The organism is Novosphingobium sp. SG707 (assembly GCF_012275515.1).
Lineage (GTDB): Bacteria > Pseudomonadota > Alphaproteobacteria > Sphingomonadales > Sphingomonadaceae > Novosphingobium.
Genome location: NZ_JAAZQL010000003.1, coordinates 512,977 through 534,445, shown reverse-complemented (window position 1 = coordinate 534,445; position 21,469 = coordinate 512,977). Strand labels below are relative to the sequence as shown.

The 21,469-nt window shown below is 64.2% G+C and carries 19 protein-coding genes; 10 read left to right on the top strand and 9 right to left on the bottom strand.

The features are described from left to right. Position 1 precedes the first annotated feature (1 nt). From mce to FHW92_RS11245, 3 genes are read left to right on the top strand one after another with little or no spacing between them, the layout of a single operon-like run. Positions 2-451 (top strand): methylmalonyl-CoA epimerase, encoded by a 450-nt coding sequence (mce, locus tag FHW92_RS11255; protein ID WP_168603333.1) that lies wholly within the window; start codon positions 2-4, stop codon positions 449-451. Beyond that, positions 438-2,576 (top strand): methylmalonyl-CoA mutase, encoded by a 2,139-nt coding sequence (gene scpA / locus FHW92_RS11250; RefSeq protein WP_168603332.1) that lies wholly within the window; start codon positions 438-440, stop codon positions 2,574-2,576. Before mce ends, scpA begins: the two co-directional genes overlap by 14 nt. A 5-nt stretch (positions 2,577-2,581) precedes the next feature. Further along, positions 2,582-4,603: an acetyl/propionyl/methylcrotonyl-CoA carboxylase subunit alpha gene (locus tag FHW92_RS11245; protein WP_168603331.1), complete on the top strand. Its 2,022-nt coding sequence runs from the start codon at positions 2,582-2,584 to the stop codon at positions 4,601-4,603. Between the two features lie 42 nt (positions 4,604-4,645). Here FHW92_RS11245 and FHW92_RS11240 read toward each other — a convergent pair whose 3' ends face one another. From FHW92_RS11240 to FHW92_RS11215, 6 genes are all read right to left on the bottom strand, one after another. Then, positions 4,646-4,906, bottom strand: a complete 261-nt coding sequence (locus FHW92_RS11240; RefSeq protein WP_210428449.1) for a hypothetical protein — start codon at positions 4,904-4,906, stop codon at positions 4,646-4,648. A 130-nt stretch (positions 4,907-5,036) separates the two neighbouring features. Continuing rightward, the gene (locus FHW92_RS11235) at positions 5,037-6,221 is read right to left on the bottom strand and encodes a DUF445 domain-containing protein (protein ID WP_168603580.1); all 1,185 of its coding nucleotides are present in this window, start codon (positions 6,219-6,221) and stop codon (positions 5,037-5,039) included. Between the two features lie 113 nt (positions 6,222-6,334). Beyond that, positions 6,335-9,514 (bottom strand): efflux RND transporter permease subunit, encoded by a 3,180-nt coding sequence (locus tag FHW92_RS11230; protein ID WP_168603329.1) that lies wholly within the window; start codon positions 9,512-9,514, stop codon positions 6,335-6,337. 13 nt (positions 9,515-9,527) lie between these two features. Next, complete coding sequence (locus FHW92_RS11225; protein WP_292688335.1) at positions 9,528-10,721, bottom strand: efflux RND transporter periplasmic adaptor subunit; 1,194 nt, start codon at positions 10,719-10,721, stop codon at positions 9,528-9,530. A 188-nt stretch (positions 10,722-10,909) separates the two neighbouring features. After that, positions 10,910-11,209 (bottom strand): DUF1153 domain-containing protein, encoded by a 300-nt coding sequence (locus FHW92_RS11220; RefSeq protein WP_168603328.1) that lies wholly within the window; start codon positions 11,207-11,209, stop codon positions 10,910-10,912. After that, the gene (locus FHW92_RS11215; RefSeq protein ID WP_168603327.1) at positions 11,206-11,568 is read right to left on the bottom strand and encodes a hypothetical protein; all 363 of its coding nucleotides are present in this window, start codon (positions 11,566-11,568) and stop codon (positions 11,206-11,208) included. The genes FHW92_RS11220 and FHW92_RS11215 overlap by 4 nt, the downstream gene beginning before the upstream one ends. 246 nt (positions 11,569-11,814) lie before the next feature. On the opposite strand from FHW92_RS11215, the gene mnmA reads away from it, so the two are divergent. Then, positions 11,815-12,897, top strand: a complete 1,083-nt coding sequence (mnmA, locus tag FHW92_RS11210) for a tRNA 2-thiouridine(34) synthase MnmA (RefSeq protein WP_246870065.1) — start codon at positions 11,815-11,817, stop codon at positions 12,895-12,897. Between the two features lie 3 nt (positions 12,898-12,900). Here mnmA and FHW92_RS11205 read toward each other — a convergent pair whose 3' ends face one another. After that, entirely contained in the window at positions 12,901-13,275 is a 375-nt protein-coding gene (locus FHW92_RS11205; protein ID WP_246870064.1) for a hypothetical protein, read from the bottom strand. Positions 13,276-13,306: 31 nt separating this feature from the next. Here FHW92_RS11205 and FHW92_RS11200 point away from each other — a divergent pair, with 31 nt between their 5' ends. Continuing rightward, positions 13,307-14,458, top strand: coding sequence for a serine hydrolase (locus tag FHW92_RS11200; protein ID WP_168603577.1), 1,152 nt, complete (start codon positions 13,307-13,309; stop codon positions 14,456-14,458). A 279-nt stretch (positions 14,459-14,737) separates the two neighbouring features. Here FHW92_RS11200 and FHW92_RS11195 read toward each other — a convergent pair whose 3' ends face one another. Together FHW92_RS11195 and pdxH are read right to left on the bottom strand one after the other, a co-directional pair. Continuing rightward, positions 14,738-15,673, bottom strand: a complete 936-nt coding sequence (locus FHW92_RS11195; protein ID WP_168603325.1) for a cation diffusion facilitator family transporter — start codon at positions 15,671-15,673, stop codon at positions 14,738-14,740. Between the two features lie 11 nt (positions 15,674-15,684). Beyond that, a complete protein-coding gene (gene pdxH / locus FHW92_RS11190; RefSeq protein ID WP_168603324.1) occupies positions 15,685-16,317 on the bottom strand; it encodes a pyridoxamine 5'-phosphate oxidase in 633 nt (210 codons plus the stop codon). Between the two features lie 137 nt (positions 16,318-16,454). On the opposite strand from pdxH, the gene FHW92_RS11185 reads away from it, so the two are divergent. From FHW92_RS11185 to FHW92_RS11165, 5 genes are all read left to right on the top strand, one after another. Continuing rightward, positions 16,455-17,384, top strand: coding sequence for a DnaJ C-terminal domain-containing protein (locus FHW92_RS11185; protein WP_168603323.1), 930 nt, complete (start codon positions 16,455-16,457; stop codon positions 17,382-17,384). Positions 17,385-17,478: 94 nt separating this feature from the next. Then, on the top strand, positions 17,479-18,450 hold the full coding sequence (locus FHW92_RS11180) for a YihY/virulence factor BrkB family protein (protein WP_168603322.1): 972 nt from the start codon (positions 17,479-17,481) through the stop codon (positions 18,448-18,450). Further along, positions 18,447-19,250 (top strand): enoyl-ACP reductase FabI, encoded by an 804-nt coding sequence (gene fabI / locus FHW92_RS11175; protein ID WP_168603321.1) that lies wholly within the window; start codon positions 18,447-18,449, stop codon positions 19,248-19,250. The genes FHW92_RS11180 and fabI overlap by 4 nt, the downstream gene beginning before the upstream one ends. Before the next feature lie 78 nt (positions 19,251-19,328). Next, complete coding sequence (locus tag FHW92_RS11170) at positions 19,329-20,063, top strand: sterol desaturase family protein (protein WP_168603320.1); 735 nt, start codon at positions 19,329-19,331, stop codon at positions 20,061-20,063. A 96-nt stretch (positions 20,064-20,159) separates the two neighbouring features. Next, entirely contained in the window at positions 20,160-21,434 is a 1,275-nt protein-coding gene (locus FHW92_RS11165) for a hypothetical protein (RefSeq protein WP_168603319.1), read from the top strand. Positions 21,435-21,469: the final 35 nt, after the last annotated feature.

The window sequence follows — 21,469 nt, the reverse complement described above, 5'->3', positions numbered from 1 at the left end:
CATGAAACTCGGACGCCTCAACCACGTCGGCGTGGCCGTGCCTTCCATGGCCGATGCCATTGCCTATTACCGCGATGTGATGGGCGCCACGCTCATCACAGAGCCGTTCGACATGCCCGAACAGGGCGTGAAGGTGGCCTTCGTCAACACGCCCCAGCAACCGGGCGCGCTGGGCACCGATGGCGGCACGCAGATCGAACTGATCGAACCGCTTGGCGAAACCAGCCCCATCGCAGGCTTCATCGCCAAGAACCCCGCCGGGGGCCAGCACCACCTCTGCTATGAGGTCGAGGATATCGAGGCCGCGCGGGAATGGTTCACCGCCCAAGGCAAGCGCATCCTCGGCCCCACGCGCATCGGCGCGCATGGCACGCCGATCTTCTTCCTGCACCCCAAGGATATGCTGGGGCAGCTGACCGAAATCATGGAGAGGTCGCATGAGCAGCATTGATAACTGGCAGGCGCTGGCCGCCAAAGAGGTCAAGGGCAAGGACCTGAACTGGCAGACGCCCGAGGGGATCACCGTCAAGCCGCTCTATACCGCCGACGATGTGAGCGTGGACCCCGGCCTGCCCGGTTTCGCGCCCTTCACGCGCGGCGTACGCGCCAGCATGTATGCGGGCCGCCCTTGGACGATCCGTCAATATGCGGGCTTTTCCACCGCCGAGGAATCGAACGCTTTCTATCGCCGCAATCTGGCGGCGGGGCAGAAGGGTCTCTCGGTCGCCTTCGACCTTGCCACCCATCGCGGCTATGATTCCGATCACCCCCGCGTGGTGGGCGATGTCGGCAAGGCGGGCGTGGCCATCGACAGCGTCGAGGACATGAAGATCCTGTTCGACGGCATCCCGCTCGATCAGATGAGCGTGTCGATGACGATGAACGGCGCGGTGATCCCGATACTCGCCTTCTTCATCGTCGCGGGCGAGGAACAGGGCGTCGACCGCAAATTGCTCGACGGGACCATCCAGAACGACATCCTCAAGGAGTTCATGGTCCGCAACACCTATATCTATCCGCCCGAACCCAGCATGCGGATCATCAGCGACATTTTCGGCTATACGTCGCGCGAAATGCCCAAGTTCAACAGCATTTCGATCTCCGGCTATCACATGCAGGAGGCCGGGGCGACGCAGGTGCAGGAACTGGCCTTCACCATCGCGGACGGCATCGAATATGTGAAATATGGCGTGGCCAGCGGCCTCGACATCGACAAATTCGCCGGGCGCCTCTCGTTCTTTTTCGCCATCGGCATGAATTTCTTCATGGAGGTCGCCAAGCTGCGCGCCGCGCGCGTGCTGTGGCACCGGGCGATGACCAAGCTGGGCGCGAAGGACGAACGCAGCAAGATGCTGCGCACCCATTGCCAGACCAGCGGCGTGAGCTTGCAGGAGCAGGACCCGTACAACAACGTCATCCGCACCACGATCGAGGCCATGGCCGCGATGCTGGGCGGCACGCAGTCGCTCCACACCAATGCGCTCGATGAAGCTATCGCGCTGCCCACCGATTTCTCCGCCCGTATCGCGCGCAACACGCAGATCGTGATTCAGGAAGAGACCGGCATGTGCAATGTGGTCGATCCGCTGGGCGGGTCTTACTACATTGAATCGCTGACCCAGCAGTTGGTTGAGGCCGCAGAAGCCATCATCGAGCGCGTGGAAGGCGAAGGCGGCATGGCCAAGGCGGTCGCCGCCGGTTGGCCCAAAGCGATGATCGAGGAAGCCGCCGCCGCGCGCCAAGCCCGCGTGGACCGGGGCGAGGATGTCATCGTCGGCGTCAATAAATACCGTCTGGCCACCGAGGACCGGATCGAGACGCTCGACATCGACAACCATGTCGTGCGCGAGGCCCAGATCGCCCGGATCAAGGCGGTCAAGGCCGCCCGCGACGAAGCCGCCTGTCAGGCCGCCCTGCGGGCCATCACCGAGGGCGCACGCGGCAATGGCAACCTGCTGGCGCTGGCCGTCGAGGCCGCCCGCCACCGCGCCACGCTGGGCGAAATCAGCAGTGCGATGGAGGAGGTCTTTGGCCGCCACGGCACCGTGCCCACCCCGGTCAAGGGCGTCTATGGCGCGGCCTATGCGGGCGATGACCGCTATCAGCAGATCCTCGATGGCGTCGAGGCCGTTTCCCGCCGTCTGGAGCGCAAGCCCCGGATGCTGGTGGCCAAGATGGGGCAGGACGGGCATGACCGCGGGGCCAATGTCATCGCCTCGGCCTTTACCGACATGGGCTTTGATGTGACCTCCGGCCCGCTGTTCCAGACGCCCGAGGAAGCCTGCGCGCTGGCGCTGGAAAAGGGCGTCGATGCGGTGGGCGCTTCGTCGCTGGCTGCGGGCCATAAGACGCTGATCCCCCAGCTCATCAACCTGCTGCGCGAAGCGGGCCGCCCCGACATCAAGGTCGTCGCGGGCGGCGTCATCCCGCCGCAGGACTATGAATTCCTGCGCGAGGCCGGGGTGCAGGGCATCTATGGTCCGGGGTCCAACGTGCTCGATTGCGCGGCCGACATGCTGCGCCTGCTGGGCCACAATATGCCGCCGCTGGGCAGCGAACTGGAAAAGGCGGAGTAAGACGCATGTTCAAGAAAATCCTCATCGCCAATCGCGGCGAAATCGCCTGTCGCGTCATCAAGACCGCGCGCCGGATGGGCATTGCCACGGTGGCGGTTTATTCCGACGCCGATGCCCGCGCGCCTTTCGTACAGATGGCCGATGAAGCCGTGCATATCGGCCCCTCGCCCGCCGCGCAGTCCTATCTGATTGCCGACAAGATCATCGAGGCCTGCAAGGCGACCGGTGCCGAGGCGGTGCATCCCGGCTATGGCTTCCTGTCGGAACGCACCTCTTTCGCCGAGGCTTTGGCGAAGGAAAACATCGCCTTCATTGGCCCGCCCGTAGGCGCGATTGCCGCGATGGGCGACAAGATCGAATCCAAGAAACTGGCCAAGGCAGCGGGCGTCAATGTCGTTCCCGGCTTTGTCGGCGAGATCGAGGATACCGATCATGCTGTGCGGATTTCGGAGGAAATCGGCTATCCGGTGATGATGAAGGCCAGCGCGGGCGGCGGCGGCAAGGGCATGCGCCTTGCCTATAACGAACAGGACGTTCGCGAGGGCTTCCCGGCGGTCAAGCGCGAGGGGCTCAACTCCTTTGGCGATGATCGCGTGTTCATCGAGAAATTCATCCTCAACCCGCGCCATATCGAGATCCAGATCCTGGGCGATAAGCACGGCAATATCCTTTACCTCAATGAGCGCGAATGCTCGATCCAGCGCCGCCATCAGAAGGTGGTCGAGGAAGCCCCCTCGCCGTTCGTCAGCCCCGCCATGCGCAAGGCGATGGGCGAGCAATGCGTCGCGCTGGCCCGCGCGGTGGGCTATTACAGCGCCGGTACGGTCGAACTGATCGTTTCGGGCGCGGACAAGAGCGGCGAGAGCTTCTACTTCCTCGAAATGAACACCCGCCTTCAGGTCGAACACCCCGTCACCGAGGCGATCACCGGCATCGATCTGGTCGAACAGATGATCCGCGTGGCCTATGGCGAGAAATTGGCCATGACGCAGGAGGATGTGAAGATCGACGGCTGGGCGATTGAAAACCGCGTCTATGCCGAAGACCCCTATCGCGGATTTTTGCCCAGCACGGGCCGCCTGACACGCTATCGCCCGCCGGTGGACGGCTGGACCGACGATGGCGCGGAAAATGGCCGTCGGGGCATTGACGGCGTGCGCGTGGACGACGGCGTCTATGAAGGCGGCGAAGTCAGCATGTTCTACGATCCGATGATCGCCAAGCTGGTGACATGGGGCGAGACGCGCAACGAGGCCGCCGACAAGCAGATCGCCGCGCTCGACCAGTTCGAGATCGAGGGGCTGGGGCACAACATCGACTTCGTTTCGGCCATCATGCAGCACCCCCGCTTCCGCAGCGGCGAGCTGACCACCGGCTTCATCGCCGAGGAATATCCCGAGGGCTTCCACGGCGCGGCGACCGATGCGCAGACTTTGGCCCATATCGCGGCGGTTTCGGGCTTTGTCGCCACCGCGCGGGCCGACCGCGCGCGTCAGGTCGACGGGCAATTGGCCGCCAATCTGGCCCCGCCTTCGGAATGGTCGGTCAAACTGGCGGGCGAGACCTTCGCCGTCAGCGTCGATGCCGACAGCGTGCGCGTCAATGGCGCGCAGGTTGATCTGGCGATGGAATATACGCCCGGCGACCACCTGATCGTGGCCGAAATCGGCGAGGAAGTGCTGGGGCTCAAGATCGAGATCACCCGCACCGGATTGAAAGTGACCACGCGCGGCGCGATCCACAAGGTCGATATCCTGCCCGCCCATGTCGCGGCTCTGGCCGATCACATGATCGAAAAGATCCCGCCGGATCTCTCGAAATTCCTGATCTGTCCGATGCCGGGGCTGCTGGTGTCGCTCAACGTCAAGGAAGGCGACAAGGTCGAAGCGGGTCAGCCGCTGGCCGTGGTCGAGGCGATGAAGATGGAAAACATCCTGCGCGCCGAAAAATCGGCCACCATCGGCAAGATCAATGCCAAGCCCGGCGAGAGCCTGCCGGTCGACTACATCATTCTGGAACTGGAATAGAGTTAAGGCGAGGCGGCGGGGGGCCTTCGTGCTCCTCGCCGTTTATTTACCCGATAATTCGGCGTCCAGCTCGATCAGCCGCCGACAGGCCGCCAGCGCGCCCGGCGCATCATCGGCCGCCAGATTGGCCGCATAGGCCGCGCATTCGCGCTGTCCCTCACGGGTTTTCTGAAATCCGGCCACCATGGCCAGCGGACGCAACAGTTCAAGCCGCGCCGCCCAATCCTCATCATCGCGACTGAGCAGATCGAGCGTTTTAGTGTAAAGACACTGAACAGCTTCACCACGATTGCATGCACCCATACAATCGCAATTGATGGCCTGAGCAGTAGCCTGCACATCCTTTAAGTCAAAATTAATCATAGGGCCTGTAATCCCGCTTATCTGCGCATCACAGATTGCAAGCATCAACGCATGACGTGCAAAATCGTTCCTATATTAGCTTCTCTATAGAGTGAAGCAGCAATCCGACGATTCCACCGACCAGCGTGCCATTGATGCGGATAAATTGCAGATCGCGCCCCACCGCGCCCTCGATCCGTTCCGAAACGGTACGCGCATCCCACCGGCGCACCGTGTCCGACACCAGTTTCACAATGCCCGCCCCATGCCGCACGGCCAGCCCCGCCAGCGAACGGCGCGCGAATCGGTTAACCTGATGGCGCAGGCGGGCGTCGGTCTGCAGCCCTGCACCAAATCCGGCAAGGCCCGCGCCCATCCGCCCCTGCAACAACCCGCCCGGATGGCTCAGCGCGTCGAGCGCCGCGCCGCGCGCGCGTTCCCACAAGCCGTCGATCCACGCCCCCATGGCGCGATTGGCCAAAATCTCGCCCTTCATCCGCGCCACCTTGGCCTGCATCGCCGGATCATGGCGCAGATCATGGGCCAGACCCGCCAGCAGATCCTCCAGCTTGGTCCGCAGCGGATGGTGCGGATCGACAATGCATTCGGCCAGCAGCTTATACAGCCCATCCAGGATCGTATTGGCCAATGTCTCGTCCAGCCCGGTCCAGCGCAGCAGCGTATGCGCGCGGTCATGGATCATCCGGCGCAGGATATCCTCATTGGCCTCCAGCGTGATCCCCGTCCAGCGCAGCATGGCCTCGATCACGCCGCGATGGCGGCCGTCGGCCATCGCCCCTTCCAGCAATTGCCCCAGCAAGGGCGCCAGATCGAGCCGCTCCAATTGCCCGCGCACGGTGGATTTGAGCATATCGCCCAATTGTTCGCCCGGCAGCGATTGCAGCATGTCGCCCAGCAGCCCCGCCGCCCCCTGACGCAGGCGCGGTTCGCCCGCTCCCGCCCCTTCGCCCGGATCGGTCAGAAAGCCGCCCAGCGCCCCGGCCACATCCAGCCCCGACAAACGCCGCGCCACCACCTGGGGCGTCAGGAAATTGGCGCGAAGGAACCCCGCCATGCTCTCGGCAATCTGGTCCTTCTTGGCCGGGATGATCGCGGTATGCGGGATGGGCAAACCCATGGGATGGCGAAACAGCGCTGTCACCGCGAACCAATCGGCCAGCGCGCCCACCATCGCGGCTTCGGCAAAGGACTTGACCCATTCCCAGCCCGGATGCGCCGGCATGAAATGGCGCGAGAGCAGGTAAAGCCCCGCCATGCCCACCAGCAGCCCATGCGCCAGCCAGCGCACGCGGGCGGCCTGCCGGTTGCGCGGCTCGCTCTCCACGCCCAGCCAGCGCCCCAGCGACCACCACAGACTGCGTTCCTGTCTCACTCGGCCGGGGTTACTCCAGCATGAGCATCGCGTCCATGCTCAGGTTCATAAGTCAGCAATCCGCGGCGCAGTTTCGGGCCGATCCGTTTCTCAAACCCGTCGGCCAGACTGAAGGCGGCAGGCACAATCAGCAGCGTCAGCACCGTGGAAAGCGTCAGCCCGCCGATCACCACCACGCCCATGGGCGCGCGAAACGCCGCATCGCCCGAAAGCGACATGGCCGCCGGGATCATCCCCGCCGTCATCGCCACCGTCGTCATCACGATGGGCTGGGCGCGCTTGTGGCCCGCCTCGATGATGGCGTCGAACTTGGGCGTGCCGCGCTGCATTTCCTCGATGGCAAAGTCGATCAGCAGGATCGAGTTTTTCGCCACAATTCCGAACAGCATCAGGATGCCGATATAGACCGGCATCGAGATCGGCATGTCGAGCAGCGCCAGCAAGAGCAGCCCGCCCAAAGGCGCCAGAAACAGCGAGGCCATATTCACCAGCGGCGAGACGACCCGGTGATAGAGCAGCACCAGCACCGCAAACACCAGCCCGATCCCCGCCGGCACCGCCAGCGCCAGATTGACGATCATTTCCTGCTGCCACTTGGCCTCGCCATAGGCGGTGTTCGACACACCTGCGGGCAGGTTCTTCATGATCGGCAGCGCCTTGACCTTGTTTTCCGCATCGCCCTTGACCACGCCCGGCGCCAGATCCGCACCGATGAAGATGCGGCGCTCCTGATTGTAGCGCTGGATGGTCGAGGGGCCGGAACCGAAGGTGATGTCGGCCACGCGGCTCAAGGGCACCGAGCCGCCCGAAGCGGTGGGCACCGGCAGATTGGCGATGTTCGACAGGTCGCGCCGCGCTTCCTCGGGCAGGCGCACGCGAATCGGCACCTGACGGTCGGAGAGCGAGAATTTGGCCGCGTTCTGGTCGATCTCGCCGATCGTGGCGATGCGGATCGCCTGGCTGAGCGAGGAGGTCGAGATGCCAAGGCTGGCGGCCAGATCCATATGCGGCACAATCACCACTTCGGGGCGGCGCATGTCGCCCGAAATGCGCGGGGCCACCAGTTCGTGCATCCCCTTCATCTGCTCAACCAATTGCGCCGCCGTCTGGTCCAGCAGCGCCGGGTCCGAGCTGGACAGCATGATTTCCAGCCCGCGTCCGGTCGAGGAACCGCCATTGTTGCTGGCCTGGAAGGTGATGCGCGCATCGGCAATGCCCTGCACGGTGGGGGTGACTTCACGCTCGAACTGCTTGGTGTGGATCTTGCGATCCTTTTTCAGCATGATCATCACGCGGGCGTTGCCCTCATTCACCCGTTCGAGCACCTGATCGGCCTCGGGCCGCCGGCGCACGATATTGGCCACCTCATCGGCCACCGCCTCGGTCTGGGCCAGCGTGGTGCCGGGCACCATTTCGATGCGGAGTTGGGTGAAATCGCTGTTCTCATCGGGGAACATTGCCGTGGGCATGGAAATGAACAGCACAATGGTCAGCGCGAAACAGCCCAAGGCGACGCCGATCATCCAGATGCGATGATCGCGCATCCGCGCGCGCAGATGGTCACGCCACGACAGATCCCCCTTTTCCGCCAGCAGCCGCGCCCGCAGCGCCCGCGCGCCCGAAACGTCCAGCGACCAGTGCAGCACGCGCAGATAGTAATCCATCATCCGCCCGCCGCCATGTTCGGCATGGCCGTGGCTTTTCAGGAAATAGGCCGCCACCATCGGCGTGATCATGCGGGCCACGGCTAGCGACATCAGCACCGAGACCACCACCGTAAGACCGAAATTCTTGAAAAATGCTCCCGATACGCCCGGCATCAGCCCGACCGGCAAAAACACTGCCGCAATCGAGCAGGTGGTCGCCACCACCGCCAGACCGATTTCGTCGGCGGCATCAATCGCGGCCTGATAGGCGGTCTTGCCCATGCGCATATGCCGGACGATGTTCTCGATTTCCACGATCGCATCGTCCACCAGCACGCCCGCGACCAAGCCTAGCGCCAGCAGGCTCATCGTGTTGAGCGTGAAGCCGAACCACACCTTCATGAACCAGAAGGTGGGGATGGCCGAAAGCGGGATGGCGATGGCCGACACCACCGTGGCGCGCCAGTCGCGCAGGAAGAAGAACACCACGATCACCGCCAGAACGGCGCCCTCGACCATGGATTCCATCGAGGATTCATATTGCTTCTTGGTATAGGAAACCTGATTGAACAATTCGGTGAAATGGACGCCGGGCCGCTCCTTGGCGATCTTGTCCAGCTCGACCATCGACTTGTCATAGACCGACACGTCCGAGGCCCCGCGTGCGCGTGCGATGGAGAAGGTGACGACCTGCTTGCCGTTCACCTTGCCCAGCGAGGTGATTTCGCCCCATGCGTCGCGCACCGTGGCAATATCGGCCAGTTTCACCACGCGCCCCGCCACCGGAATATCGGCCTGGCTCAGCGCAAAGGCGTCCTGCGCATTGCCCAGCACGCGCACCGATTGGCGCGTGCCGCCGATTTCCGCCTTGCCGCCCGCCGCATTCAGGTTAAGCGCACGCAGCGCCGCATTGACCTGCGGCGCGGTGACGCCGAATGCCTGCATCCGCGCCGGGTCGAGCGTGACGAGAATTTCGCGGTTGACGCCGCCGTTGCGCTTGATTTCGGCCACACCCTCCACACCCAGCAGGCGCCGCGCCACCGTGTCGTCGATGAACCACGAGAGCTGCTCGATGGTCATGTCCTCGGCGGAAACCGCAAAATAGGCGATGGGGTTGCTCGAGGTGTTCACCTTGAACACCTGCGGCTCAAGGATGCCGTCGGGCAGATTACCGCGCGCCTGATCGACCGCGTTCTTCACCTCGGCCACCGCGGCGTTGATGTCCTCGCCCAGCTGGAATTCCACCATCGTCTGGCTGTTGCCTTCCGACGCGGTCGAGCTGATCGAGGAAACCCCCGAAATCGTGCGCACCGCGCCTTCGATGCGCTGCGTGATCTGGGTCTCGATTTCGGTCGGGGCGGCGCCCGGCTGGGTGATCGAAACCACCACGATGGGAAATTCGATGTCGGGCTGGTCCTGGACCTCCATCCGGGCAAAGCTGATGATACCCATCAGCATCATGGCCACAAAGATGACAATGGGCACCACCGGATGCCGGATCGACCATGCCGAAAGATTGCGGAAGTTCATCGCTCCGATCCCCTTACGGCTGGTTGGGCTGGCTGCGCGGATTGACCGTTTCGCCCTCGGTCAGGAAGGCGCCTGCACGCAGCACCACCCGTTCGACGCCCGAAAGGCCAGAGGCAATGGCCACGCCCTTTTCGGTCACCATCGCCACCTTGACCCGGCGGCGCACCGCCTTGTTGTCGCCGGTCACGACATAGACATAGCTGCCCTGCGCATCGGCCTGCAGCGCCGATTCGGGCAGCAAAGGCGCCGACATCGAACCGCTGCGGATTTCCGCGCTGGCAAAGCCGCCGGGGCGGATGTCGCGGTCATAGGGCAGCGCGATCCGCGCGATCCCCTGCCGCGTGGCCGGGTCGATCACCGGCGAGACCTGCCAGACATGGCCGACAAATTCGCGCTCCGAACCCACAGGTCGCACCTTGACCTCCTGCCCCAGCGCCAGATGCGCCAGATCGCTTTCCGACAGGCGGGCGCGCATTTCCATCTCGCCCTTGTCCGCAATGCGGAACAGCACGCCATTGCCGGGGCTAACCACCTGACCCACCTCGAGCGCGCGGTCAAGCACGAGGCCGTCGGCGGGTGCGACAATGTTCAGCCGGCGGATCTTGGCCTGCATTTCGCCCAATTGCGCCTGCGCCACGCGCACCCGCGCATTGGCCGCATCGCGCACGGCGGTCAGCTTGTCGATGTCGGCGTTCGAAATGAACCCATTGGCCACCAGTTTCAGCCCGCGGTCCAGATTGGCCTGCGCGATGCGCGCATCGGCCTGCGCCACGCCGATATTGGCGTTGCTGCTGGCCTGCTGCTGGTTCTGCACCTGACGGTCGATCACGGCCAGCAACTGCCCGCGCTTTACCCACGCGCCCGGTTCGACCAGCACCTGCACCACCGTGCCGCCTTCGCCCACCACGCCCACAGGCATGTCATGGCGCGCGGCCAGCACGCCGCTGGCATTGATCGTGCCGGCGACCGTGGTGACGCCGGGGGCCGATACGGTGACGAGGGGCGCCTGATTGGCGCGCGCGGCATCGCCGCCGGGGTTGCGATGACTGTAGGCCCAGATGCCGCCGACGGCCAGCAACACGGCCCCCGCCCCGATCAACGCCTTGCCGCGCGGAAAAGGCTGGGCCTCCCCACCTTCGAGGACGCCTTCATAAGCCGGTGCCATTTGGGCAGACTTCACCTTGGCCTCGACATTCATCTCGCTCACCACCCCATATGTATTGCGAACCGGGTCTGCGCCCGGATCATGCGGCAAGCGTATTACTCGCGTATAGCACCTCAGGCAAGCGGGCTTTTCGTGCAATCGCGCCAAATATAAGCAAAAGGGCGCAGGAGCCCCCCGCTCCCACGCCCTTTCAAGCCCTGAAACGGGCCGATGACAGGTATTTCAACCTATCAATATTTCAGCTGGCGCTCATAGAGATCGCGGTAATGCTGAATCCGCGTGACGCGCAGGCCCTGCATCCCCGAACGATCCACCGCGCGTTGCCACGAGGCGAATTCTTCGAGCGTGAGGCTGTAACGCTCGCAGACCTCATCGATGGTCAGCAAGCCGCCGTTGACGGCTGCGACAACCTCGGCCTTGCGGCGCACGACCCAACGCGTGGTGTTGGGCGGCGGCAGCGATTCCAGCGTGAGCGGTTCGCCGAGCGGGCCAATGACCATGGCCGGACGGATTTTCTGGTTCTCGATCATTTCATTCCTCGATCGCCGGGATGACGGGGACCGGCAACGCCGAATTCAATGCCAGACATCGTTTTTCGAACCCCTCTAAAAACAGGGTTAACATCTTGGAAAGCCCCTTTGCAGGAAGCACTGAGGTCGTCCCAAACCGGTGCATAATCATGAAGGAGCCGCGCCACGTGGGGGTCGAAACTGCCCCCGGCCAGCATGGCCGGCGCCTCGCCGCAATCGCGCTGAAACGCATGAGCCGCCGCCAGCCTTGTGGCCAGCCCATGCCAGTCCATCGCCGACCGGCCCGCATCCACGCCGGTGGCAAAGGATGCCGCAAAGGACTGGGCCAGCCAGTCTTCATGATCAAATCGAAGTTCCATTGCACACGTTATAGGCCCAACATGGTCAAGAGGCGGTAAAGGCGCGATTTACAACTTGTTGACCATGTTTAACCGGAGGCAACAGTCCCCTCCGGCGCATTCCCTAGGGGCGCGGGGCGGCAAGAATCTGCCGATTTGGCGCTGGGGCCGGGTGGGTGTATGGGGCCGATCATGGCCCATGATTCCCCCTCTGTGTTAACACCCGCCGCGCTCCTTGATCTGTTCGATCTTGGACAAAATGTAAAAATGCGTCGAATCGTTGTCGCCATGTCGGGGGGTGTAGACTCATCCGTGGTGGCCGCTCTGGCCGCGCACAGCGGGGCCGAGGTGATCGGCATCACGCTTCAGCTTTACGATCATGGCGAGGCGGTCAAACGCAAGGGCGCGTGCTGCGCGGGCGATGATATCCGCGACGCGCGCGAGGTGGCCGACCGGCTTGGCATCGCGCATTATGTTTACGACCATGAATCCGCATTTCGCGAAAGCGTGGTTGATCGTTTTGCCGAAGATTACCTCAACGGGCGCACGCCGATTCCCTGCATCCGCTGCAACATGGGGCCAAAGTTCACCGATCTTTTGACCATGGCGCGCGATCTTGGGGCCGATTGTCTGGCCACCGGGCATTATGTGCGGCGCGTGATGGGGGCGGCGGGGCCGGAATTGCACCGCGCGCTCGATCCCGCGCGCGACCAGTCCTATTTCCTTTACGCCACCACCGAGGCGCAGCTCGACTTCCTGCGCTTCCCTCTTGGCGGCCTGCCCAAGACGCAGGTGCGCGAGCTGGCCGACCATTTCGGCCTCAAGGTCGCGGCCAAGCCCGATTCGCAGGACATCTGCTTTGTGCCCGAGGGCGATTACGCCAGCGTGGTGCGCAAGATCCGCCCCGAGGGCGAGCGCCCCGGCGATATCGTCCATGCCCAGACCGGCGCGGTGCTGGGCCATCATCGCGGCGTGATCCATTATACCGTGGGCCAGCGGCGGGGCCTTGAAATCGGCGGCCTGCCCGAGCCCGTCTATGTGGTGGGCATTGATGCGCCGGGCGCGCGGGTGCTGGTGGGGCCGCGCGCGATGCTGGCGGTCTCGGCGGCGCGGATTGTCGAAACCAACCGTATCGGGCCGGTGCCGGAGGGCGTCGAACTGACCGCCAAGGTGCGCTCGCTGGCCAAGCCGGTGCCGGTGACGCTGGACGGGCCGCTGGGCGACGGGGCCGATACCACGATCCGCTTTGCCAGCCCAGAATATGGTGTCGCCCCCGGACAGGCGGCGGTGATCTATGCGGGCGACCGGGTGATCGGCGGCGGCTGGATCGAGGAAACCTTCGCCGCCTAAGGCTTACTGCTCCCATTTCTCCAGCACGCAGCCTTCGCCGGGGCGGAAAGTGGCGGTCTGAGCCGCGATCAGGGGAACGCGCGCGGTGACGCTCTTCGCGCCCTCGTCGGCCGAAAGCATCACCATGCTCATGCCCGGCTCGAAATCGCTCTTGCACTGATCGAGCGGGCGGCCTTCGACAAAACGGCAGGAGCAGGCGATGCGCGCGCCAAAGGACGCGCCCGTTAACGCATCCTTGGCCAGACGCGGCCCCTTCCACAGGCCCAGCCCCAGCGCGGTGATTCCCGCAAGACCCAGCAGAACAAGCACAATCCTCAGCCGGACGCCACGACCGGAGGCCGTGCTTTCGCGTTGCCATGTGAGCTTGAAACTTGCCATCGGGAACGACCTTGCGCATGGAGGCATCGTGATGGTCACGCGCCGCCCCCCCCTTATCGCGCCCAAGCGCCGCTTGCCAACCCCGCTGGTGGCGCTTTCGCTCGCCCTGCTGGCGGGCTGCGGCGGCGGGGAAAAAGCCGAATCGCCCCTCTCGGCGCAGGCTATGGCCGCCATCGGCACGCGCCCCGGCGCTCCGCGTGAAGCGCTGGCCCGCGCGGTGGATGAATTGTTCACCGATCCGATGCTGGGCGAAACGCGCGCATTGGTGGTGATGCATCGCGGGCGAATCGTGGCCGAGCGATATGCCCCCGGATATGGCCCGAACACCAAGCTGATCGGCTGGTCGATGTCCAAGACGATCACCGGAGTGCTGATCGGCCTGCTGATTTCGGACGGGCGGCTCACGCTCGACGAATCGGCCCCGGTCCCTTCGTGGCAGCGCCCCGGCGACCCGCGCGGCGAGATCACCCTGCGCCAATTGCTGCAAATGCGGTCCGGCCTGCGCCATGTCGAATCGACCACGCCTGCGGGCGATGCCGACACGGTGCGCATGCTCGCGCTGGACGGACGCGACGATATGGCCGCCTATGCCGAGGCCCAGCCGCTGGTGGCCGAACCGGGCAGCCGGTGGGAATATTCCACCGCCACCAGCGTCATCCTCGCCGACATCGCCGCGCGCGCGCTGACCGACAGCCGCGACCCGGCCGCCCGGCGACAGGCCGTCAGCGACTATCTCCACAGCCGCCTCTTCATGCCCGCCGGCATGACCAGCGCCACCCCCGAATTCGACGCCGCAGGCACCCTGATCGGGGGCAGCATGATCCACGCCACCGCCCGCGACTGGGGCCGGTTCGGCGAATTCCTGCGCAACAACGGCATGGTCAACGGCGCGCGCATCGTGCCCTCGGATTGGGTCGGCTTCATGCTGAGCCCCGCGCCGCACAACCCCGGCTATGGCGCGCAAATCTGGCTCAATCGGCACCAGCCCAGCGGAGAGGAAGAACTCTTCCCCGGACGGGGCAAGGCCAATATCTTCGCCGCCATCGGCCACCTCGGCCAATATGTCATTGTCTCGCCCGATCAGGAGCTGACCGTGGTGCGGCTGGGCAAGACCGACCACGCGATGCGCCCCGCGCTGGTGCGCAAGCTGGCCGATATCGTGCAATTGTATAATCAGGATTGATTGGGCCGGGGTTTAGATGCCTCCGGCGGGCAAAGGGCGGGTGCCCTTTGCAATCCCCATACTGTTATTGTTGCGCCACAGCGGCGGCGTTGCGCAAAGTTGGCTGCGCTTAAAAATGAAAGCCTGCGGCGCCAATAAGCGCCACTTGGCCGCGCCGCAGGCTTGATAACCCTTGCGACCAAACGCGCCCCGACGATTCTGGCACCCCCCATTAAAGGGATTGCAAAGGGCCCCCGCCCTTTGCCCGCCGGAGGCACCTTAAACCTTCCTCCTTAAACCTCAAACATCCTGCAAAATATCCCGCCCCGCTACGCCGCGCTCATCGACATGGCCTTCGGGATCGGGATGGATCAGAATCTCCACCTCGGGGAATTCCTCCCGCAATTTGTCCTCGATCTCATCCATCACGCGGTGGGCCTGGGTCACGGTCATGTTGCCGTCGACCCAGACGTGGAACTGGACGAAATCGCGGTTGCCGCTGGTGCGGGTGCGCAGGTCGTGGACGCCGCGCAGTTCGGGGTGGCGGCCCAGGACTTCGACAAAGCGGGCCTTTTTGTCCTCGGGCCATTCGCGGTCCATCAATTGCTCAATGGCTTCCTCGCTGGCGTGATAAGCGCCCCAGCCCAGCCAGAGCGCGATGCCGAGGCCAAAGAGCGGGTCGGCCTTGGTCAGGCCCGCGTATTGGTCGAGCAGCAGCGCGACGATAACCGCCATATTGAGCAGCAGGTCGGATTTGTAATGGAGATGGTCGGTGGAGATCGCCACCGAGCGGGTCCGGCGAATCACATGTTGCTGCCACGCCAGCAGCGCCAGCGTGCCGATGATCGCGATCACCGAGACGAGGATACCGTCGCCCGCCGATCCGGTGCGCTCACCCGACATCAATTGCTGAACCGAATGCACCGCCAGCGCCAGCGCCGAAGCCCCGATCAGCAGCACCTGAAACATGGCCGAGAGCGCCTCGGCCTTGCCATGGCCAAAGCGGTGATTGTCATCGGCGGGCATCCCCGCCACCCAGACCCCCGCCAGCGTGGCCAGCGAGGCCACCAGATCGAGCAGCGTGTCGGCCAGGCTGCCCAGCATCGCGGTGGAGCCGGTGGTCCATGCCGCCCAGCCCTTCAGCCCCACCAGCAGCAGGGCCATGGAGATGCTGGCATAGGCCGCGCTGCGGTTAAGCGCGGAATGGTCGGGCGCGGAATGATTGTGTTGGGCCATGGTCCTGCCTTTTACGGGTAAAGCAGGCTGCTGGTCCAGCCCTCGCTGTCGCCGTCACCGGCGCGGACAAAGCGGCGGCGTTCGTGCAGGCGAAAGGCGCGGTCCATCCAGAATTCCATCGCGTCGGGCACAAGGCAGAAGCCCGTCCAGTGCGGCGGACGCGGCACCGGCCCGATCAGATGGCGCGCCGTCACGCGGGCGATATCGCCCAGAAACGCCGCGCGCGAGGAGAGCGGCGCGGACTGGTTGCTGGCATGGGCGCCCAATTGCGAATCGCGGCTGCGGCTGGCGAAATAGGCATCGGCCATGTCATCGGGCACCTGATGGATCGCGCCCTCGATGCGGATCTGGCGGCGCAGGCTCTTCCAGTGAAACAGCATTGCCGCCTTGGGATTGGCCAGCAATTCGCCGCCCTTGCGGCTGTGGCTGTTGGTATAGAACACAAAACCGCCCTTGGGACCGAGCAATTGGGCCCCGTGATCCTTCATCAGCACCATGCGCACCGAGGGGAAAGCATCGGGCGTGGCCGTGGCCACGGCGACCGCTTCGGGGTCATTGGGCTCGGATTTCTTCGCCTCGGCAAACCATGCGTCGAACAGGGCGAAAGGATCGCCGCCGACAATCGCGTCTGATTCCGAACTCATATCCGTTGATTCCCATGCCATTTGCGCCTGTCTGCGCCGTTAGGCCAGTTTGCCCGATCACGAAAGCGGCGAAAAGGGCATCAAGCATTTGATCTGATACCTTGCAGGGCGGGCCTTGCCATCCTAGCTAGGCAGCCATGGCACAAGATCCTTATGCAATTCTGGGTGTATCGCGCGGCGCAAGCGAGAAGGACATCAAGTCCGCCTATCGCAAGCTGGCCAAGGAATTGCACCCCGACCACAACAAGGACAACCCCAAGGCCGCCGAGCGCTTCAGCGAGGTGACGCGCGCCTATGACCTGTTGACCGACAAGGACAAGCGCGCCCAGTTCGACCGGGGCGAGATTGACGGCGAGGGCAATCCGGCCGGATTCGCCGGCGGTTTCGGGGGCGGCGGCTTTGGCGGAGGCCAGCGCGGCTTTGGCGGCGGGGCCGGCCCCGAAGGCATGGATTTCGGCGATATTTTCGAAGGCATCTTTGGCGGGCGCAGCGGCGGCTTTGGCGGCGGCGGATTCGGGGGCGGCGGCGGCTTTGGCCGTCAGGCCCCGCCCAAAGGCGCCAACCGCGCCTATCGCCTTGCCGTGTCGCTGTCCGATGCCGCGCTCTGCGCCAGCCAGCGCATCACGCTGGCCGATGGCAAGACAATTGATGTCAAGTTGCCCAAGGGCGTTGAGGACGGGATGCAGATCCGTCTGGCGGGCAAGGGTGAGCCGGGCCCCGGCGGCACGGGCGACGCGATGATCACCATCGCCATCCAGCCCCACCCCTATTTCCGCCGCGACGGCGACGATATCCGCATCGACATCCCCGTCACGCTGGACGAGGCGGTGTTCGGCGGCAAGGTCAAGGTGCCCACCGCCGATGGCGCGGTGATGCTGACCGTGGCGCCGGGCAGTTCGAGCGGCAAGACTTTGCGCATCAAGGGCCGCGGCTTTACCCGCAAGGACGGCACGCGCGGCGATCAGTTCGTCACGCTGGAAATCGCGCTGCCCGAAGGCGACGCGGATCTGGCGCAAAGGCTCGAAGGCTGGCGCGATACGCGCGATCTGCGCGCGAAATTCGGATAAGGCTTTGCCGGATTCGGGGCCGAACGCGGGCAAACCGGAGCGAGAGGCAAAGGCCTCTCCCTCCTTGCCCGGCGGGTTTGTCCTCAACGCCAAAATGCACGATCTGACGCCCGAGGCGCGGCGGCGGCGGGCTGCGCGCATCAACGGCGATCTGGCCGACCGGCTGCGCGCGCAACTGGGCCATCGCGGCTTTACCGTGGTCCAGCGCGTGGCAACAGGCGTCTGGCGCGACGGTTTCATCCATGCGGGCAATCTGGCCTATATGGCGGTGCTTTCGATCTTTCCCTTTTTCATCGTGGCGGGCGGCCTGTTTTCGCTGGTGGGCGAGGCGAGCGAGCGCGCCGATCTGGTCCATGCCTTTTTGCGCGTCACGCCCCGCGTGGTGGCGTCTGTGCTCGAGCCTGTGGCGCGCGATGTGGTGGTGATGCGCCATGGCTGGCTGCTCTGGGCGGGCATGGCGGCGGGCGTGTGGACGGTTTCCAGCCTGATCGAGACGGTGCGCGACATTCTGCGCCGCGCCTATGGCACGCCGGTGCGGCACAAGAGCTTCTGGCGGCGGCGACTGATCGGCACGGGGCTGGTGATGGTGGCGGTCGTGCTGCTGCTGATCTCGCTTTATATGCAGGTGGCGATCAGCACGACCTTGCAGTTGATTCCGATCCGCACGATTCGCGAACAGGCGATGGTGGCCAATCTCAGCCTGTCGCGGCTGGTGCCGATGGTGGTGCTGCTGGGTTCGCTCTACCTGCTGTTTTTCATATTGACGCCAAGCACTTATCGCGGCCCTGCCTATCCCAAATGGCCCGGCGCGCTGCTGGTCACGCTGTGGTGGGCGCTGGTCTCCCTGGTGCTGCCATGGCTGCTGCGCTGGCTTTTTTTGTATGATCTGACCTATGGCAGCCTTGCCGGCGCCATGATTGCCTTGTTCTTTTTCTGGCTTGTCGGGCTAGGACTGGTTACAGGCGCGGAATTGAATGCGGCTCTGGCGGTGACGCCCGAAGAGCGCGACTGGTTAGGACAGGCGGATAACCGCGCCTCCGAAAACATGAGGGATGATTACGAATGACCGGACTGATGCAGGGCAAGCGTGGCCTGATCATGGGGCTGGCAAACGATAAGTCGCTGGCATGGGGCATTGCCCAGAAATTGCACGAACATGGCGCGGAGCTGGCCTTTTCCTATCAGGGCGAGGCGCTGAAAAAGCGCGTCGGCCCGCTGGCCGAAAGTCTGGGCAGCGATTTCCTGATCGATTGCGACGTGTCGGACATGGACGCGCTGGACGCGGCCTTTGACGCGCTCAAGACCCGCTGGGAAACCATTGACTTCATCGTCCATGCCATCGGTTATTCGGACAAGACCCAGCTGCGCGGCCGGTATTACGACACCACGCTCGACAATTTCCTGATGACGATGAACATCTCGGCCTACAGCCTGGTGGCCGTGACCAAGCGCGCGCAGGAAATGATGCCGAACGGCGGCTCGATCCTGACGCTGAGCTATTATGGCGCGGAAAAGGTCGTGCCCCATTACAACGTGATGGGCGTGGCCAAGGCGGCGCTGGAAACCAGCGTCAAGTATCTGGCCAATGACTGCGGCCCGGCGGGCATCCGCGTCAACGCCATTTCGGCAGGCCCCATCAAGACGCTGGCCGCCAGCGGGATCGGCGATTTCCGCTATATCCTGAAGTGGAACGAGCTGAATTCGCCGCTGCGCCGCAATGTCACGATTGAGGACGTGGGCGGTGCGGGGCTCTATCTGCTCTCCGATCTGGCGGGCGGCGTGACGGGCGAGATCCACCATGTGGACGCCGGTTACAATGTCGTGGGCATGAAGCAGGAAGACGCGCCCGATATTGCCTTGAGCTGATGCATTTGGGGGCGCGGGCGGGCATTGCCCCTTGCGCCCCATTCCCCCCGGCGGGCAAACGCGGCATAAGGTCCGCCAATGTCCGACCCAACTTTACTCTCCGCCCTGATCTCCGCCTTGGCGATGACGATCATTGTCTCGCTGCGCTATCTGCTGTCCAGCGGCGGTTTCGCATGGGCGACGCGGGTGCGCCAGCCCGGCCTCTATGCCCCCCTTTCCCGCCAGATCCGCTCCGAGATCGCCTGGTCGCTGCTTTCCTGCGCGATCTTTGGCATTCCGGCCGGGATCGTCGCATGGGGATGGCGCGCCCATGGCTGGACGCGGATCTATGAAGACATTCACGCCATGCCTTTGTGGTACTGGCCGCTCTCGATTCTGATCTATCTGGCGATCCACGACACATGGTTCTATTGGAGCCACCGCTGGATGCATGTCCCGCGCGTGTTCCGCGTCTTTCACGCCGTCCATCATGCCAGCCGCCCGCCCACCGCATGGGCCGCCATGGCCTTTCATCCCACCGAGGCGCTGACGCAGGCCTTTGTCATCCCGCTGCTGGTGTTTCTTGTGCCGATTCATGTGGGGGCATTGGGCGTGGTATTAACCATCATGACGGTGATGGGCGTGACCAACCATATGGGCTGGGAGATATTCCCCCACCGCCTCGTTCACGGGCGACTCGGCCGGTGGATCATCACCGCCACCCATCATCAGCGCCACCACGACATCTATCGGGCCAATTTCGGCCTCTATTTCCGCTTTTGGGACCGGGTTTGCGGGACGGACAAGGGGCTGGGAGAATTTTTGCGCCCATAGCACCCGGACCGAATGGCGCAACTTAACCAAACCTTTACCCTGTTGCGCGAATATGCCCCCCGTTAAACATTGGTAATGATCGGCGGGAGCGACAGGATGGACGGCGCGCGCAGCTTTTTTGAACGCAACGCCGGAATCAATCCGGTCAGTGACGAGGAAGAGGACGATTTCCTCGACCTGCCCCCTGTGGTCGTGGCCGAAGGCGAGCGCCGGTTGCAGATCCGCGCCTATGACCATTGGACCCAATTGCTGGGCGCCAAGACCATGCCGCTGATCGCGGACCTCAAACTGGATCAGATCGGCGATATTGCCACGCAGGCGGTGCTGATCGATTTTGCCCACAGCACCGACGATCCGCGCATCCGCTTTGTGGGCGAGATGCTGGCGCAGGAATGCGGCGTGGCGCGCGACATCACGCGTCTGGAGCAGGTGCCCGACCATTCGATGCTGGCGCGCCTGACCGGGCAGTATATGCAGATCATCGCCAATCAGGCCCCGATCGGCTTTGAGGAGGAATTCCTGAACGCGCGCGGGGCGATGATCGCCTATCGCGGGATGCTCTTGCCCTTTGCCGAGGAAATGGGCGGGCCGATCCGCTATGTGCTGGGCGTGGTCAATTGGAAGGAAGCGGCCGATGCCTCGCTGAGCGAGCAGTTGGCGCGCGAATTGGGCGCCTCTTTCCACGAGGACGAACAGGTCCATGCCCCCCGGTCCAGCCCCGAACAGACCGTGGCGCAATGGGCCGCGTGGGCCGATGGGCCGCAAGCGGGGATAAACGCCGCCCCCGCGCGCGACTTGGCCGATTGGCTGCGCAGCGCGCGCGACAGGGCCTATGCGGCGGGGATCACCCAGGACCGCCCGCGTCAGGCGCTGTATGACGCGATTGGTTATGCCTATGATTTCGCGCTGATGGCGCGCGACAAGCCGGGCGAACTCCACGAACTGATGGTGCAGGCAGGCCTTGTCGGCCAGCCGCGCGCCCCGCTGGTACCCATTGTCAAACTGGTGTTCGGCGCCGATCATGACAAGACGCGGCTGACCGAATATGCCACCGCGCTCTCGCATGGGCTGCGCCTTGGCCTGCCGCAGGGCGCGATGGCCGATCATCTGGCGCAGGCCAGCGGGGGCCTCAAGGGCGTGGTGGCGCAGGAGCGCCGGTTGCGCCGCGATGAAAGCGCCGGCGAGGCCGAAGACGGCAATCCGCTCGACCGCCTGACCCCGCGCCCTCTGAGCACGCTGGGCGCCAAGGGGCCGGAATATGCGGTCGTGCTGGTGCGCCGCATGGCCGATGGCACTATCGCGCTGCTGGGCGATCTGGGCGATGATCCAGCGCTGATGACGCGGGCGACAAGGCTGCTGACACCGGAATAATTCTTCAGGCGCGGTTCAGTCCGAAACGTGTTAGG